Origin of the sequence: Rhodosalinus halophilus (assembly GCF_003298775.1) — a bacterium.
Lineage (GTDB): Bacteria > Pseudomonadota > Alphaproteobacteria > Rhodobacterales > Rhodobacteraceae > Rhodosalinus > Rhodosalinus halophilus.
Genome location: NZ_QNTQ01000005.1, coordinates 140,500 through 157,200, shown reverse-complemented (window position 1 = coordinate 157,200; position 16,701 = coordinate 140,500). Strand labels below are relative to the sequence as shown.

The window sequence follows — 16,701 nt, the reverse complement described above, 5'->3', positions numbered from 1 at the left end:
GGCATGGGCGCCTATATCGTCCGCAGGCTGCTGCTGATCATCCCGACCCTGCTCGGGATCATGATCATCAACTTCACGCTGGTACAGTTCGTCCCCGGCGGACCCGTGGAGCAGATGATCGCCCAGATGCAGGGGCAGGGCGACGTCTTCGAAGGCTTCGCCGGCGCGGGCGAGGACGCGGGCACCGCCTCGACCGAAGAGCTCGAGGGCTACGCGGGCGCGCGCGGCCTGCCGCCCGAGTTCATCGAGGAGCTCGAGGCGCAGTTCGGCCTCGACAAGCCGCCGCTCGAGCGCTTCTTCGGCATGCTCTGGGACTACATGCGCCTCGACTTCGGAGAGAGCTACTTTCGCAAGATCGGCGTGACGGAGCTCATCCTCGAGAAGATGCCGGTCTCGATCAGCCTGGGCCTCTGGTCCACGCTGATCGCCTATCTGGTCTCGATTCCGCTCGGCATCCGCAAGGCGGTGAAGGACGGCACGCCCTTCGACACCTACACATCGGGCGCGATCATCGTGGCCTATGCGATCCCCGGCTTTCTCTTCGCCATCCTGCTGCTGGTGCTGCTCGCCGGGGGGAGCTACCTGCAGATCTTCCCGCTGCGCGGGCTGACCTCGGAGAACTGGGAGGAGCTGAGCCTGCTGGGCAAGGTGGCCGACTACTTCTGGCACATCACGCTGCCGGTGGCGGCCTCGACGATCTCGGCCTTCGCGACGCTGACGCTCCTGACGAAGAACTCCTTCCTCGACGAGATCAAGAAGCAATACGTCATCACCGCCCGCGCCAAGGGCGCGAGCGAGCGGCGCGTGCTCTACGGCCACGTCTTCCGCAACGCGATGCTGATCGTGATCGCGGGCTTCCCGGCGGTCTTCATCGGCGTCTTCTTCACCGGGAGCCTCATCATCGAGACGATCTTCTCGCTCGACGGTCTCGGGCGGCTGGGCTTCGAGGCGGCCGTGGCGCGCGACTATCCGGTGATCTTCGGCACGCTTTTCATCTTCGGGCTGATCGGTCTGATCGTCGGCATCCTGTCCGACCTGATGTATGTCGTCGTCGATCCGCGGATCGACTTCGAGCGGCGGGTGGGCTGAGCCATGCAGCAGCGCGCCCGCGAGGACCGCACGCCGACCCCGACCGAAGAGCAGGTGCCGCACAAGGAGCGGATGCCGGGCCACATGGCCCCCGCGCCGGTCGCGCCCCCGCAGAAGCGCAGCTGGCTCTCGCCGCTCAATCAGCGCCGCTGGCGCAACTTCAAGGCCAACAGGCGCGCCTACTGGTCGCTGATCATCTTCTCGATCCTCTTCGGGCTGTCGCTCTTCGCCGAGTTCATCGCCAACGACAAGCCAATCCTCGTGAACTATCGCGGCGAGATCCGGATGCCCGTCTTCCAGTTCTACCCCGAGACGGCCTTCGGCGGCGACTTCCAGACCGAGGCCATCTACCGCGACCCGGAGGTGCAGTGCCTGATCGTCACCGGGGGGCTCGAGGACTGCTTCTACGAGCCCGAGGCGCTGATGGAGGACGCGCAGGACGGAGAGGTCAACGGCAGCCAGATCGAGCAGGGCTGGCTGCTCTGGCCGCCGATCCCCTATTCCTATGACACTGTCGTGGACCGCCCCGGTGCCGCGCCGCTTCCGCCCAACGGGCAGAACTGGCTCGGCACCGACGACACCAAGCGCGACGTGCTCGCGCGGATCATCTACGGCTTCCGTCTGTCGATCCTGTTCACCCTGATCGTCACGGTGCTCGCCTCCACCATCGGGATCATCGCGGGCGCGGTGCAGGGCTTCTTCGGCGGGCTGCTGGACCTCATCTTCCAGCGGATCATCGAGATCTGGCAGGCGACGCCGGCGCTCTACATCATCATCATTCTCTTCGCGATCCTCGGGCGAAGTTTCTGGCTGCTGGTCCTGCTCACCGTGCTCTTCGGCTGGACGGCGCTGGTAGGCGTGGTGCGGGCCGAGTTCCTGCGCGCGCGTAACCTCGAATACGTGCGCGCGGCGAAGGCGCTGGGTGTCAGCAACTGGACGATCATGTTCCGCCACATGCTGCCCAACGCCATGGTGGCGACGCTGACCATGCTGCCCTTCATCGTCACCGGCACCATCGCCACGCTCGCCGGGCTCGACTTCCTCGGCTTCGGGCTGCCGTCGTCCGCGCCCTCGCTGGGCGAGCTCACGCTTCAGGCCAAGCAGAACCTGCAGGCGCCCTGGCTCGCCTTCACCGCCTTCTTCACCTTCGCGATCATGCTGTCGCTGCTCGTCTTCATCTTCGAAGGGGTGCGCGACGCCTTCGACCCGAGAAAGACCTTCCAGTGAGCGCGATACTCGACGTCCGGAACCTTTCCGTCACCTTCCGGCAGGAGGGGCAGCCGGTGCGCGCCGTGCGTGGCGTGTCCTTTTCGGTGGACAAGGGAGAGACCGTGGCTCTGGTGGGCGAGAGCGGGTCGGGCAAGTCGGTCTCGGCGCTCTCGACCGTCGCGCTGCTCGGCCCCGGTGCCGAGGTGGAGGGCAGCGTCCGCTACGACGGGCAGGAGATGATCGGCGCCGACGACGCGCTGCTGCGCAAGGTGCGGGGCAACGACATCAGCTTCATCTTCCAGGAGCCGATGACCTCGCTCAACCCGCTGCACACGATCGAGAAGCAGCTGCGCGAGAGCCTCGCGCTGCATCAGGGTCTGATGGGCGATGCGGCGCGTGCGCGCATCCTCGAGCTTCTCGATCGCGTCGGCATCCGCGAGGCGGAGAGCCGCCTCAACGCCTATCCGCATCAGCTTTCCGGCGGGCAGCGCCAGCGCATCATGATCGCCATGGCGCTCGCCAACAAGCCCGACATCCTGATCGCCGACGAGCCGACCACCGCGCTCGACGTGACGATCCAGGCGCAGATCCTCGAGCTTCTGGCGCAGCTCAAGGCCGAGGAGGGCATGGGGCTGCTGTTCATCACCCATGATCTGGGCATCGTGCGTCGGATCGCCGACCGGGTCTGCGTGATGAAGGACGGCGAGATCGTCGAGAGCGGCGAAACCGCCGCGCTCTTCGCCGATCCGCAGCACGACTATACCCGGATGCTGCTGGCCGCCGAGCCCCGGGGTGGCCCCGAGCCGCTGCCGCAGGGGGCCGAAGAGATTGCCCGCACAGACCATCTGAAGGTCTGGTTCCCGATCCAGAAGGGCTTTCTCAAGCGCACCGTGGGCCATGTGAAGGCGGTCAACGACGCCACCATAAGCGTGCGCGCGGGCGAGACGCTGGGCATCGTGGGCGAAAGCGGCTCGGGCAAGACGACGCTGGCCATGGCGCTGATGCGGCTCATCACGTCCGAGGGCGGCATCACCTACATGGGCGAGGACGTGAACGCCTGGTCGGTGCGCAAGCTGCGTCGCCTGCGCCGCGACATGCAGATCGTGTTTCAGGATCCTTACGGCTCGCTCAGCCCCCGGATGACCTGCCATCAGATCATCGCCGAGGGGCTGGGCGTGCACGGCATGCGCGAAAAGGACCGCGAAGAGCGGGACCTCGTGGCCGAGGTCATGGCCGAGGTGGGCCTCGACCCCGCCACGATGGACCGCTACCCGCACGAGTTCTCCGGCGGGCAGCGCCAGCGCATCGCCATCGCGCGCGCCATGATCCTGCGGCCGAAGCTTCTGGTGCTGGACGAGCCGACCTCGGCGCTCGACATGACCGTGCAGGTGCAGATCGTGGACCTCCTGCGCAAGCTGCAGGCGCGGCACGGGATGGCCTATCTCTTCATCAGCCACGATCTGCGCGTGGTGCGCGCGATGTCGCATCAGGTGATGGTGATGCAGAACGGCGACGTGGTCGAATACGGGCCGGCGGAAGAGATCTTCGAACGTCCGCGCGACGACTACACCCGCAAGTTGCTCGCCGCGGCCTTCGAGCCCACGGGGCGCGTGGCCTGAGCCGCGGCTGTCGGCTCTTCCGACGTCCCGCGGGTGTGCCGGGACCATCGAAGAGGGCCCGTCACAGGCCCGGGAAGTCCACGGCAAGCAGCGCGTGATCGCTCGCATGCGGGCGGTGCCAGCCGGTGGCGGCGAAGCGGTGGCCGGCGTGGCGTCGCGCCTCGTGACCCAGCGCGGCGCGGTGGAGCCGCGGCCGCGCGCCGGGGAAGCGGCCCGCGAGCGCGGGCGAGGCGAGGAGCGCGTCCGGCCGCCCGTACTGGCCGCTTTCGGCGTCGTGCCAGGACCACCGCTCGCCCGGCGGCAGGCGCGCGAGCAGATCGACGGAGAAGGGTGGCAAGAGCGGCGCGATGGCGGGGTCGGCGCTGTCCAACGGGTCGTTGAGATCGCCGAGGACCAGCCAGAGCGCGGCGGCCGGATCCGGAAAGCGCGCCTCGACCAGTCTGCGCACCGCTTGTGCCTCGACCCGGCGCACCTTCCAGGCCTTCCGCGCGCGCGGATAGGGCGCCTTGAAATGGCAGACGAAAAGGGTGAGCGGCCCGGCCCGCGCGGTCAGGCAGTCGCGGCGGAAGACCGGGCGCGTCGGGTCCATCCAGCGTGGCGTTTCGAGGCCGAGGTCGCGCGGCGTGACGTCGGCGTGGCCGTGCACCTGCGCGAGCGGACGCCGGCTCATCAGGGCAACGTCCTGGCCGCGGCCGTCGTTGCCGGGCAGGCAGACGCGGTGGGGGTAGCGCACCGAGCCGACCCGCGCGAGCATGCGGTCGTGGAAGAAGTCGAGCGCGGCGCGGTCGAAGACCTCCTGCAGCGCGATGACGTCCGGCGCCGCGTCGGCGATCAGCCGCGCGCCGAGCAGGCGGTCGGCGGTATCGTGGCGCGTGGCCTCGGGGCCGGCCTCGACGTCGGCGTCGCGCGCCCCGTCGAGCTGCCCGCCGCGCAGCCGCAGGTTCTGCATGTTGAAGGTGGCAACGCGCATCGGCCCTCCCTGCGCGCGCTCATCGGCCCTCGCGGGCCTCTTCGCGAGAAGCGCCCGCACGGGCGCGCCGAGCACCCCCTTCAGATGGCCGGAGAATGCCCCGCCTTGTCCAGTTCGTAGGCGTCGAAGACGCGCGCGACCATGCGCGTGAGCGGTCGGGCCGCCTCGGGGATCGACAGTCCATGCGCGTCGATCTCGAGGAGTCCGTCGAAGGCGGCGTTCGCCTCTGCGAACATCTCCTGCAGGCGCGCCCGCGGCACGTCGAAATCGCGCGCGATCTCGTCCGCGTCGATGCGGAAGTCGCACATCAGCGCTTCGACCATCCGGCCGCGCCAGCGGTCTTCGTGCGAGAAGACATGCCCGCGCGCCGTAGAGAATCGGCCCTCGCGGATCGCGGCCGTATGCGCCGAGGTGGCCGGCGCGTTCTGCGCATAGCCCTGCGGAAAGCGCGAGATCGACGAGGCGCCCACGCCGATCAGCACCTCGGCGGCATCGTCGGTGTAGCCCTGGAAGTTACGCCGCAGCCGCCCCTCGCGGGCGGCCACCCCCAGCCCGTCCTCTGGGCGGGCGAAATGGTCGATGCCGATCTCGTCGTAGCCGTCCCAGACGAAGAGACGCCGCGCCACGTCGAAGAGCGCGAGCCGCTCCTCGGGCGTCGGCAGCGCGTCCGAGGGAATCATCTGCTGGCGCTTGGCCATCCAGGGAACATGGGCGTAGCCGTAAAGCGCCACCCGGTCGGGCGAGAGCGACAGGAGCTTCTGCACGGTCTCGGTGATTCGCGCGCGGGTCTGATGCGGCAGGCCGAAGAGGATGTCGGCGTTCAGGCTCTCGACCCCCCGCGCGCGGATCATCTCCACCGCCTCGCGCGTGACGTCGAACTCCTGAATGCGGCCGATGGTGTTCTGGATCTCCGAATCGAAGTCCTGCACCCCGATCGAGGCGCGGTTCATGCCCGCCGTGGCCAGCGCGTCGAGGCGCGGCCCGTCGATCTCGTTCGGGTCGATCTCCACCGAGAATTCGTAGTCCTCGGCGAAGGGGGCCACCTCGGCGATCGCGCCGGCCAGGTCGGTCATCATCTCCGGCGTGAGCAGCGTCGGCGTGCCGCCGCCCCAGTGCAGCCGCCTGAGCGTCACGCCGGGCGCGAGACGGTCGCGCAGCATGGCGAGCTCGGCCTTCAGCACCTCGAGATAGGCCGCGACCGGCTTGTCGCTCTGGGTGCCCTGCGTGCGGCAGGCGCAGAACCAGCAGAGCCTGCGGCAGAACGGCACATGGATGTAGAGCGATATCTGTGCGCCCTCGGGCACGGCGGCGATCCAGTCGCCGTAAAGCCCTGAATCGACACCGCCCCCGAAGTGAGGGGCGGTCGGATAGCTGGTGTAGCGCGGCACCTTCGCGTCGAACAGACCCAGCTTTGCAAGTTGTGTTCGGCTGATCATGTCACTACGATTAGACAGGCGAGGGCGCAGGGGCTTTGACGCAAATCAACTAGCGCGAACATAGGCACTTCATGCTGAACGAAACGATGGCCTCCCTCTCCCAGAACTGCTCGGACTGCCCGATCCGGCACCGGGCCGTCTGCGCCCGTTGCGACGCGGACGAGCTGTCCCGCCTGGAGGAGATGAAGTACTACCGCACCTTCGAGGCAGGGCAGACAGTGATCTGGTCCGGAGACCGGATGGATTTCGTGGGCTCCGTCGTCTCGGGTATCGCCACGCTCACGCAGGCGATGGAGGACGGGCGCACCCAGATGGTGGGCCTGTTGCTTCCGTCGGACTTCGTGGGCCGGCCGGGGCGGACCGGCTCGCCCTACAACGTGGTGGCGACCACGGATCTCATCATGTGCTGCTTCCGCAAGAAGCCCTTCGAGTCGATGATCGAGCGCACCCCGCACATCGCCCACCGGCTGCTCGAGATGACGCTCGACGAACTCGACGCGGCGCGGGAATGGATGCTGGTGCTCGGCCGCAAGACCGCGCGCGAGAAGATCGCCTCGCTACTCGCGATCATCGCGCGGCGCGACGCCGCGCTGCAGCTGCGCGGCACCACAGGGCCTTTGGTCTTCGATCTGCCGCTCACGCGCGAGGCGATGGCGGATTATCTCGGCCTCACGCTCGAGACGGTGAGCCGCCAGATGTCCGCGCTCAAGCGCGACGGCGTGATCGAACTGCAGGGCAAGCGGCACGTGACCGTGCCGGACTTCGACCTGCTGCTCGAAGAGGCCGGCGACGACAGCGACGGCGGGTTGCTGGTCTGACGATCTTCGCGACGCGCATGGTGCGTGACGAGTAGGGTGCGTGACGAGCACGCACCCTACGGGTGGCGGCTCGGTCTGTCGGATGTCCCGAGTGTCACGGCTGATGGGCGGCGTCCCGCCAGCAGGGAAGCAGATCACCCGGTGCGGGCGACGCGAGGTAGACCGCGCGCGCGATGGCGCGCGTGAGGCAGAGGGCGGCGGCGTGGCCGATCAGCAGCCGTTCGGCGTCAGGCGCCTCGAGCGGGCGCGTGCCGGTGGCCGCCCCGAAGACCAGATCGCCGTCGTTGGGCGTATGCGCCGGCACCACGGCGCGGGCGATGCCGTCCTGCGCGGCGGTCGCCATGCGTTGCACCTCGGCCTTGCTGAGTGCGGCGTCGGTGGCCACGACGGCGATGGTGGTGTTCCCCTGCGCGGCGAAGGCCGTCATCTTGCGGCTTTCCAGGCGGCGGCCCAGGCCGGCGGCAGGGTCTGGCCCGAGGCCGCCGAACTCCGCCCCGATCTCGTAGGGCGCGGCCCAGAAGTGCCGCTCACCGGGCGTGTTGGCGCTGCCCACCGGATTTGCGGCGACGAGGGCACCGACCGTCACGCCGGTGTCGAGCACCAGCGAGGCGGAGCCGAGGCCCCCCTTGAGCATCGCCGTGAGCGCCCCCGTGCCCGCGCCTGCCGTGCCTAGCGCGAAGTCCGCGCCGGCCGCCTCGAACGCGCGGCGCCCGAGAGCGGCGTAGGGGTTGTCCGCCCAGTCCTTCGCGCCGCCGTTCAGGAGATCGAAGAGGATCGCCGCCGGCACGAGAGGCACCCGTGCCGCGCCCACGGCGAAGCCGCGCCCCTTGGCGCGCAGCCCGTCGACCACGCCGTCCGCCGCCGCGAGGCCGAAGGAGGAGCCGCCCGAGAGTGCGAGCGCGTCCACCTGCGGCACGGTCTTGTCGGGCGCGAGCAGGTCGGTCTCGCGCGTGCCGGGCGCGCCGCCCATGACGGAGACGGAGGCGGTAAAGGGCCGATCGGCGGTCAGCACGGTGACGCCCGACTTGAGCGCCGCATCCTCGGCATTGCCGACCAGCAGGCCGGGCACGTCGGTGATCAGGTTCTTGGGTCCGGGCTGCATCGCGGTTTCCAGTGGAGCGGGCTTTCGCCCGCACTCCTTTTCGTGGCGCGCCTTCGGCGCGCGGCCTCCGGCGGGGATATTTTCGTCCAAGAAGAAGGTCTAGATGCAGCGGCCGCCGTCCACCTCCATCGCGACGCCGGTGATCATCGAGGCCGCGTCGGAGCAGAGGAAGGCGGCGGCTTCGCCCATGTCCTGCGGGGTGGAGAAGCGGCCCAGGGGGATGGTGGACAGGAACTTCGCCCGCGTCTCGGGCGTGTCCTCGCCCATGAAGCTCCTGAGCAGCGGGGTCTCGCCCGCCACCGGGTTCAGCGCGTTGACGCGGATGCCGTGGGGGGCGAGCTCGACCGCCATGGCCTTCGTCGCGGTGATCATCCAGCCCTTGGAGGCGTTGTACCAGTTGAGCCGCGGGCGGGGCGAGACGCCGGCCGTCGAGGCCATGTTGAGGATCGCGCCCGCGCCGCGCGCCTTCATCCCCGGGACGAGTGCGCGGGCGGTCAGGTAGACCGACTTGCAGTTGACGGCGAAGACGCGGTCGAAGTCGTCCTCGCTGACCTCCTCCAGGGGCGCGGGCAGATGGGTGATCCCTGCGTTGTTGACGAGAATGTCGGGGGCGCCGCCGAAGGCCTCCGCGGCCTTCTCCGCCATCGCGGCGACGGAGGCCGCCTCGGCGACGTTCACACGGCAGGGCAGGGCGCCCTGGCCGAGTTCGCCGGCCAGCGCCTCTGCCCCCTCGCCGTTCAGGTCGGCGATCATCACGCGCGCGCCCTCGGCGAGGAAGGTGCGCACGATGCCTGCGCCGAAGCCCGAGGCGCCCCCGGTGACGATGGCGGTCTTGCCCTCCAGTCGCATGGTCTCTCCTGTCGTGGTCAGCCGTGCCGCGCGGCGACGGTCTTGAGCGTGGTGAAGCCGTAGAGCGCCTCGAAGCCCTTCTCGCGGCCGTGGCCCGAGAGGCCGGTGCCGCCGAAGGGCAGCTCCACCCCGCCGCCGGCACCGTAATTGTTGAGGAACACCTGGCCCGAGCGGAGCCGCTGCGCCAGCCGCATCTGCCGCGCGCCGTCGCGGGTCCAGACCCCGGCGACGAGGCCGTAGGGCGTGCCGTTGGCGATGCGCACCGCCTCTTCCTCGTCGTCGAAGGGGATGAGCGCCTGCGCGGGGCCGAAGATCTCTTCCTGCGCGAGGGGATGAGCGGGCGGCACGGCGTCGAAGAGCACGGGCGCGACGTAGTGGCCGCCGGCGGGCGCGTTGGAAGCGATGCGCCCCTCGGCGGCGCGGGAGAGGTCCGCGCCCTTGTCGAGAAAGCCCTCAATGATCCCCTTCTGGCGCGCCGAGATCACCGGGCCGAGGGCGCGGTCCTCCATCGCCGGGCCCGCCTCGAGCGCGCGGTAGCGCTCCGCCATGAGGCCTGCCACACGGTCGTAGATCGGGCGTTCGACGAGGATACGGGAGGAGGCGGAGCAGGTCTGCCCGGCGTTCTGGATGCCCGCGTTCACGAGGAAGGGCAGCGCCGCCTCGAGGTCGGCGTCGGCGAAGACGATCTGCGGCGACTTGCCGCCCAGTTCCAGCGTCACGGGCACCACGTTCTCGGCTGCGGCGGCCTGAATCAGACGGCCGGTGGCGACGGAGCCGGTGAAGCTGACGTGGTTCACGCCCGGGTGGCGGGAGAGCGCGGCGCCGGCCTCGGCCCCCGTGCCGGGGACGACGTTGAGCGCGCCCGCGGGCAGCCCCGCCTCGCGCGCGAGATCGGCGAAGGCGAGCGCGGTGAGGCAGGCCTCCTCGGCCGGTTTCAGCACGCAGGCGTTGCCGGCGGCGAGCGCCGCGCCCACGGAGCGGCCGATGATCTGCATCGGGTAGTTCCAGGGCACGATGTGCGCCGTCACGCCATGCGGCTCGCGCATGGTGTAGACGGTGTAGCCGGCGAGATAGGGGATGGTCTCCCCGTGCAGCTTGTCGGCGGCGCCGGCGTAGAATTCCATGTAACGGGCGAGGGCCCGCGCGTCGGCCCTGGCCTGCGTCAGCGGCTTGCCCACGTCGAGGGACTCGAGTTGTGCGAGATCCTCCACGCGCTCTTCGATCAGCCGGCCCAGACGGGCGAGCACGCGGCCCCGTTCGGCGGCACTGGCGCGCCCCCAGTCGCCCGTCATGGCGGCGCGTGCGGCGCTCACGGCGGCGTCGATGTCCTCTGGCCCGCCCTTGGCGATGCGGGCAAGCTCGCTGCCGTCGGAGGGGTTTTCCAGCGCCAGCGTCTCGCCCGAGGCCGGCGGCACCCAGTCGCCGCCGATCAGGCAGCGCGACGGGTCGAACCAGAGAGGGGCGGGCCGGGCGTCAAGGGCGGGCATGAGCGGTCTCCTGGGGCTGGCCGACCTGTGGAAGGCGCGGCGCGGCGTCGATCAGGCTCTGCGTATAGGGATGTGACGGCGCGGAAAAGACCCGCTCGGTCTCCCCCTCCTCGACGATCTCGCCGGCCTGCATGACGAGCACGCGGTCGGTGACGCGGCGCACCACCGTCAGGTCGTGGCTGATGAAAAGATAGGAAAGCTGGAACTCGGCCGAGAGCCGCGCGATCAGGTCGAGGATCTGCGCGCGCACCGAGACGTCGAGCGCCGAGACAGCCTCGTCGAAGACGATGAGCGCCGGGCGGATGATGAGCGCGCGGGCTATGGCGATGCGCTGGCGCTGGCCGCCGGAGAACTCGTGCGGGTATTTATGCGCGTCATCGGGCGAGAGGCCCACGGCGGTCAGCGCCTCGGCGACGGCCTGCGCGCGGTCCGCGCCGGTGGGGGCGTCGTCGAGCAGGTGGAAGGGCTCGGTGATCAGCCGCTCGACCCGGTGGCGGGGGTTGAAGCTGCCGTAGGGGTCCTGAAAGACCACCTGCACCTTGCGCCGGACCTCCAGGTTGGGACGGTGGTGCGTGAAGACCGGGGCGCCGTCGATCAGGATCTCGCCCGCCTGCACCTCCTCCAGCCCGAGGATGGCGCGGGTCAGGGTGGACTTGCCGCAGCCCGACTCGCCCACGAGTCCCAGCCGCTCGCCGCGGTGCATGGCGAAGCTGACGCCACGCACCGCGCGGAAGTGCGCGCGCGGGGCGAAGAGGCGCGTGCGGGGCAGGGCGTAGTCGCGCACCACCCCCCGCACCTCCAGAAGCGGCGCATCCTGCGCGGGCGCCTCCGGCAGGGCCACGCGGTGATCCGAGGCCTCGAACAGCATCCGCGTGTAGGGGTGTCGCATGTCGGCGAAGAGCGCGCGGGTCTCGCCGGTCTCGACAACTTCGCCGTGACGCATGACCACGATGCGGTCGGCCATGTCGCTGACCACGGCGAGGTCGTGGGTGATCATCATCAGGCCCATGCCGAACTCGTCCACCAGTTCGCGCAAGAGGCGGAGGATCTGCGCCTGCGTGGTGACGTCGAGCGCGGTGGTGGGTTCGTCCGCGATCAGCAGCTTCGGGCGCAGCGCGATGGCCATGGCGATCACCACCCGCTGCCGCTGCCCGCCCGAAAGCTCGTGCGGATAGCGCGAGAGCGGGAAGCGGTCGGCCGGCAGGCCCACGCGGTCCAGCATGGCGCGGGCGCGCGCCAGGGCCTCGGTGCGAGGGATCTGCTGATGGATCAGGATGGTCTCGGCCACCTGATCGCCGATGGTCTGCACCGGGTTGAGCGCGGTCATCGGTTCCTGAAAGACCATGCCGGCTTCGGCGCCACGGACGCGGCACATCTCGGACTCCGGGGCGTTCAGGATATCCCGGCCGGCGAGGACGATGCGGCCCGTGGCCTCGGCCGCGCCGGGCGTGAGGCCCATGACGGCGAAGGCCGTCATCGACTTGCCCGAGCCGCTTTCGCCGGTGACGGCGACGATCTCTCCCGGCGCGATCGACAGCGACACGTCGCGCAGGATCGGTGTCCCGCCGATGGAAAGGCTCAGCCGGTCGATCTCGAGCAGGCTCATGTGCGCGCCTTCCGCACCTTCGGGTCGAGCAGGTCGCGCAGCCCGTCGCCCATCAGGTTCAGCCCCAGCACCGTCAGTACGATGGCGAGACCGGGAATGAGCGCGACATGCGGCGCGAGGCTGACCATGGTCTGCGCGTCGGCCAGCATCCGGCCCCAGCTGGGCGTGGGCGGCTGCGCGCCGAGCCCGACGTAGGACAGGCCCGCCTCGGCCAGGATGCCGAGCGAGAACTGGATGGTGCCCTGCACGATCAGCAGGTTGGCGACGTTGGGCAGGATGTGCTCGGCGCTGATGCGGGTGGCGGACTTGCCCGCGACGCGCGCGGCGAGGATGAATTCCCGCTGCCAGAGGCTGAGCGCGCCGCCGCGGGTGAGACGGGCAAATACGGGGATGTTGAAGATGCCGATGGCGATGATCGCGTTGACGGCTGAGGCGCCGAAGACGGCGGTGATGAGGATGGCGATGACGATCGCGGGGAAGGCGAAGATCAGGTCGTTCGCCCGCATGATGATCTCGTCGAGAAAGCCACCCTTGCGCGCCGCGGCGGCAAGGCCCAGCGGCACGCCCACCACCATGCCGATGCCCACGGCCAAGAGCGCCACCGCGATCGAGGTGCGCGCGCCCACCATGATCATCGACAGGATGTCGCGCCCGAAGTGGTCGGTGCCCAGGGGGTGCGCCCATGACGGCGGCTGGAGGCGTGCGGGGATGTCCATCCCGTCCACCGGGTAGGGCGTCCATATGAAGGAGAGCGCCGCGGCGGCGACAAAGACCACCGAGAGCGCGGCGCCGATCCAGAGGCTGCGGGGCAGCGCCTGCCTGCGGGCCGCGGCGGGCGTCGGCGCCGGTTCGCGCTCCGCAAGGCTCATGTCCGGCTCCTCAGGCGTGGATCGACGGCCGCATAGGCCAGATCGACGAGGAAATTCACCACGATCACCGCGAAGACCAGCAGCATCACCACCGACTCCACCACGATCAGGTCGCGCGCCGAGATCGACTGGAAGATCAGCCGCCCCAGCCCCGGCAGGTAGAAGACCTGCTCGATGATGATCGCGCCGGCGAGCAGGAAGGCGAACTGCAACCCGATGATGGTGAGCACCGGGATCAGCGCGTTGCGCACCCCGTGCCGCCAGAGCGCCTGCCGGCGCGTCAGCCCCTTGGCGCGCGCGGTGCGCATGAAATCCTCGCCCAGTATGTCGATCAGCGAGGATCGCATCACGCGGGCGAGGATCGCCGCCTGCGGCAGGGCGAGGGCTATGGCGGGCAGCGTCAGCGCCTTCATCCCTGCCCAGAGCCCTTCCTCCCAGCCTGGGAAGCCGCCCGCGCTGAACCAGCCCAGGTTGATCGAGAAGAGCAGCACCAGCATCATGGCGAACCAGAAGTTCGGCACCGCGACGCCCAATTGCGTGGCGCCCATCACGGCGAGATCGCCGGCCTTGCCCCGCCGGGCCGCGGCATAGATGCCTGCGGGGAAGGCGAGCAGCGTGGAGAGCGCGAGCGCATAGAGGGCGAGCGGCAGCGAGACCTGCAAGCGGTCCGCGATCATGTCGGCCACGGGCGTGCGGTAGGTGTAGGAGGTGCCGAAGTCGCCGGTCAGCATCCCGCCCACCCAGTCGAGATACCGCTGCCACTTCGGCACGTCGAGGCCCAGCTCGGCGCGGAGCGCCGCCACCGTCTCGGGCTGCGCGTTGATGCCCAGCATGAAGGCCGCCGGGTCGCCCGGCGCCACCTCGACCACGAGGAAGATCACCAGCGACGCCACGGCGAGGCTCACCGCGAGCGAGGCCATGCGCTTGAGCGTGTAGCGGAGCATCGGGTCTCCATCGCCCGGCCGGGGGGCTCATCGGCCCCTCGCGGGGCCTCTTCGCGAGGCGCGCCCGTCAGGGCCGACGAGCGCGCGGACGCGTCAGTCTTCCCAGTAGACCCCGGTGAGGTCCACCGCCTGCGTCGGCGCATTGGCCCAAAGGCCGCGAAGACCGGACTTGGCGACCGAGGTCATGGCGAGCTGGAAGAGATAGCCGTTCACGTAGTCCTCGGCGATGATGCGCTGGGCCTGCTGCAGCATCTCGGTCCGGGTGTCGGGATCGGTTGTCCGGTTCAGCTCCTCCATCAGCGCCTGGAACTCGGGGTTGTCGTACTGGAAGTAGTAGTCCGGCCGGGCGTAGATGCCGATGTCCATCGGCTCGGTGTGGCTGACGATGGTGAGGCCGTAGTTCTTGTTGGTGAAGACCTCTTCGAGCCACTGCGCCCATTCGAGGTTGGTGATCTCGGTCTCGATGCCGACGGCGCGCAGTTGCGCCGCCACGATCTCGCCGCCGCGCCGCGCGTAGGAGGGCGGCGGCAGCTTGAGCGTCGTGGTGAAGCCGTCGGCATAGCCCGCGTCGGCCAGCAGCTGGCGCGCGCGCTCGGGGTCATGCGCGGACATCTCCGTCAGGTCGACGTAAGCCGGGTTGTGCGGCGCGAAGTGGGTGCCGATGGGTGTGCCGTAGCCGAACATCGCGCCGTCGATGATCGCCTGCCGGTCGATGGCATGGGCGATCGCCTTGCGCACGCGGCGGTCGTCCAGCGGCGGCTGCGCGTTGTTGGTGGAAAGGATCGTCTCGCCCTCGGTCGAGCCGATCAGCACCTGAAAGCGCGGGTCTGCCTCGAACTGCGGCAGGTTCTCGGGCGCGGGGAAAGCCATGAAGGCGTCGATGTCCTCGGCCATCATCGCCGAGAAGGCGGCCGTCGGGTCGGAGATGAACTTGAAGGTCGCCTCCGCCAGCGCGGGCGCCTCGCCCCAGTAGTCCTCGTAGCGCGCGATCTCGATACGGTCGCCCTGCACCCATTCGACGAAGCGGAATGGCCCGGTGCCGATGGGCTGCGACTTGATCTCGCCGATGCTCTCGGGCGCGACGATCACCGCGTCGCCCCAGGCCATGTTGAACAGGAACATCCCGTCCTGCTGGGCGAGCTTCACCTGCACGGTCCGGGGATCGACCACCTCGACGCTCTCGATGGAGGCGAAGAGCTGTTTCTGCGCGTTGGTGGAGTCCTCGGCGCGGGCGCGGTCGAGGGTGAATTTCACGTCCGAGGCGTCCATCGCGGTTCCGTCGTGAAAGGTCACGTCCTCGCGCAGGCGGAAGGTGTACGTGAGCCCGTCCTCCGAGATCTCCCAGCTTTCGGCGAGTCCGGGCACGATCTCGCCGCTTTCGGTGAAGCGGGTCAGGCCCTCGAACACGTTGGAATAGAGCACGCTGTCGATCGCGCCGGCCGCCCCGCCAGTGGGGTCGAGATGTGGCGGCTCGAGCTGCATCGCGACGGTGACGTCGGTGCGCTGCGCCCAGGCGGGGGCGAGGCCGGCGGCCAGCACGAGCGCGCTCGCGGCGAGCAGGCGGAGGGGCTTGGTCATGGTTCGGTCTCCCTGTCGAAGGCGCCTTCGGGCATCTCCCTTGAAGAAGCTTGGCGGATGTGCCGACGGCTGTCCAGTCCGCCCGCCAGGGCGGCGCGTCCGTCAGGGGATGACGATGCGCGGCGCCGGGCCAAGCGGGATCGGCCCGAGCTGCACGCGCCCATTCGTGAAGTCGAGCGGCACGTCCAGCGTCTCGGGATTGCCGGACAGACGGGCCAGAAGCGCCAGCCCGCTCTCGAGGTTGTCGGCGAGGCCGTCGGGCAGTGCGCCGCTCTCGCGGGCGAGATCGAGGATCGCGCGCCAGTTCTCCGCCCGGATCTCGATCCGGCCTTCCGGCAGCCCGCTCGCGCCCACGTCGAGCCGGCCCGCGGCGCGCAGCACCAGCCGGCCCCAGACGGCCTCGGCGGCGTCGAGCTCGATCCGGACCGGCTGCGGACGCGCCTCGGCGATCGCGGCGGCGTCCCAGGGGGCGGTGAAGGCGACCGTCGCGTCCAGCCGCAGCGCATCGAGGGTCTGCGGCAGGCGCTGAGGCGGTTCCGGCGGCGCGAGCCCGTCGAGCGACAGTCCGACGCGATAGGTGGCCTCGGCCGCCGGCGTGCGTTCTGCCGCGAGATTGAGCCGGGCCAGCGCCCATGCGCCGCCGCGCTCGGGAACGATCTGCATCGTCTCGGCGACCAGCGTCGCGCGCTCCAGCGCCCGCGCTGCGCCCGGCCGCGGGATCAGGCTCGCGCGCATGTCGTCGCTGCGAACGACGAAGCGCCGCTCGGGCGTGGCGAGCACCTGTTCCCCGGGCCAAAGGGCGATGAGATGGTTCGGCCGGTAGCTCAGGCGCAGCAGCTGAAAGCGCGGCGCCTGCCACGCGAGCCCGGTGGCCGGGTCGGCGAGCGCCACGTCGGTCAGCGTGGTGTCGAAGCGGTAGGGAAAGCCGCGCACCGCGAGATCGGCATATTCGGCCTGCCAGCCCTCGCCGCGCCGTTCCTCGAACCATTGCGCCTCGGACTGCCGCAGCTGCCATGCTCCGAAGGCCCAGTACCCGGACCAGGCGAGCGCCGCCAGGACGATCAGGATCAACAGCCGCTTCATCCGTCCTTTCCTTTGCAGACCGGCGCCGATCGTGTTTAACCG

General features: G+C 69.8%; 14 protein-coding genes. 4 read left to right on the top strand and 10 right to left on the bottom strand.

The window, feature by feature from the left end; genetic code table 11:
* Positions 1-3 precede the first annotated feature (3 nt).
* The 3 genes from DRV85_RS05970 (at position 4) to DRV85_RS05960 (ending at position 3,917) form a co-directional block, all read left to right on the top strand.
* Positions 4-1,089 carry a microcin C ABC transporter permease YejB gene (locus DRV85_RS05970; RefSeq protein WP_113288533.1) on the top strand — a complete coding sequence of 362 codons (1,086 nt, stop codon included), beginning with the start codon at positions 4-6 and terminating at the stop codon, positions 1,087-1,089.
* Positions 1,090-1,161: 72 nt separating this feature from the next.
* Positions 1,162-2,316, top strand: coding sequence for an ABC transporter permease (locus DRV85_RS05965; RefSeq protein WP_199525841.1), 1,155 nt, complete (start codon positions 1,162-1,164; stop codon positions 2,314-2,316).
* Positions 2,313-3,917, top strand: a complete 1,605-nt coding sequence (locus DRV85_RS05960) for an ABC transporter ATP-binding protein (RefSeq protein ID WP_113288532.1) — start codon at positions 2,313-2,315, stop codon at positions 3,915-3,917. The genes DRV85_RS05965 and DRV85_RS05960 overlap by 4 nt, the downstream gene beginning before the upstream one ends.
* A gap of 61 nt (positions 3,918-3,978) precedes the next feature.
* Here the strand turns inward: DRV85_RS05960 and DRV85_RS05955 are convergent, their stop codons facing one another.
* Together DRV85_RS05955 and hemN are read right to left on the bottom strand one after the other, a co-directional pair.
* Complete coding sequence (locus DRV85_RS05955) at positions 3,979-4,887, bottom strand: endonuclease/exonuclease/phosphatase family protein (RefSeq protein ID WP_113288531.1); 909 nt, start codon at positions 4,885-4,887, stop codon at positions 3,979-3,981.
* An 80-nt stretch (positions 4,888-4,967) separates the two neighbouring features.
* On the bottom strand, positions 4,968-6,323 hold the full coding sequence (hemN, locus tag DRV85_RS05950) for an oxygen-independent coproporphyrinogen III oxidase (protein ID WP_113288530.1): 1,356 nt from the start codon (positions 6,321-6,323) through the stop codon (positions 4,968-4,970).
* Between the two features lie 71 nt (positions 6,324-6,394).
* Here hemN and fnrL point away from each other — a divergent pair, with 71 nt between their 5' ends.
* Positions 6,395-7,141 carry a transcriptional regulator FnrL gene (gene fnrL, locus DRV85_RS05945; RefSeq protein ID WP_113288529.1) on the top strand — a complete coding sequence of 249 codons (747 nt, stop codon included), beginning with the start codon at positions 6,395-6,397 and terminating at the stop codon, positions 7,139-7,141.
* A gap of 94 nt (positions 7,142-7,235) precedes the next feature.
* On the opposite strand, the gene DRV85_RS05940 is transcribed toward fnrL, so the two are convergent.
* The 8 genes from DRV85_RS05940 to DRV85_RS05905 all read right to left on the bottom strand — a co-directional run bounded on the left by DRV85_RS05940 (position 7,236) and on the right by DRV85_RS05905 (position 16,659).
* Entirely contained in the window at positions 7,236-8,243 is a 1,008-nt protein-coding gene (locus DRV85_RS05940) for a P1 family peptidase (RefSeq protein ID WP_113288528.1), read from the bottom strand.
* Between the two features lie 99 nt (positions 8,244-8,342).
* A complete protein-coding gene (locus tag DRV85_RS05935; protein WP_113288527.1) occupies positions 8,343-9,092 on the bottom strand; it encodes an SDR family oxidoreductase in 750 nt (249 codons plus the stop codon).
* Between the two features lie 17 nt (positions 9,093-9,109).
* Positions 9,110-10,579, bottom strand: a complete 1,470-nt coding sequence (locus DRV85_RS05930; RefSeq protein ID WP_113288526.1) for an aldehyde dehydrogenase family protein — start codon at positions 10,577-10,579, stop codon at positions 9,110-9,112.
* Entirely contained in the window at positions 10,566-12,185 is a 1,620-nt protein-coding gene (locus DRV85_RS05925; RefSeq protein WP_113288525.1) for an ABC transporter ATP-binding protein, read from the bottom strand. The genes DRV85_RS05930 and DRV85_RS05925 overlap by 14 nt, the downstream gene beginning before the upstream one ends.
* Positions 12,182-12,997, bottom strand: coding sequence for an ABC transporter permease (locus DRV85_RS05920; RefSeq protein ID WP_113288661.1), 816 nt, complete (start codon positions 12,995-12,997; stop codon positions 12,182-12,184). Before DRV85_RS05920 ends, DRV85_RS05925 begins: the two co-directional genes overlap by 4 nt.
* A gap of 53 nt (positions 12,998-13,050) precedes the next feature.
* Positions 13,051-13,998: an ABC transporter permease gene (locus DRV85_RS05915; RefSeq protein ID WP_113288524.1), complete on the bottom strand. Its 948-nt coding sequence runs from the start codon at positions 13,996-13,998 to the stop codon at positions 13,051-13,053.
* Positions 13,999-14,091: 93 nt separating this feature from the next.
* Positions 14,092-15,576 carry an ABC transporter substrate-binding protein gene (locus tag DRV85_RS05910; RefSeq protein ID WP_113288523.1) on the bottom strand — a complete coding sequence of 495 codons (1,485 nt, stop codon included), beginning with the start codon at positions 15,574-15,576 and terminating at the stop codon, positions 14,092-14,094.
* Between the two features lie 102 nt (positions 15,577-15,678).
* A complete protein-coding gene (locus DRV85_RS05905) occupies positions 15,679-16,659 on the bottom strand; it encodes a DUF2125 domain-containing protein (RefSeq protein WP_113288522.1) in 981 nt (326 codons plus the stop codon).
* Between the last annotated feature and the right edge of the window lie 42 nt (positions 16,660-16,701).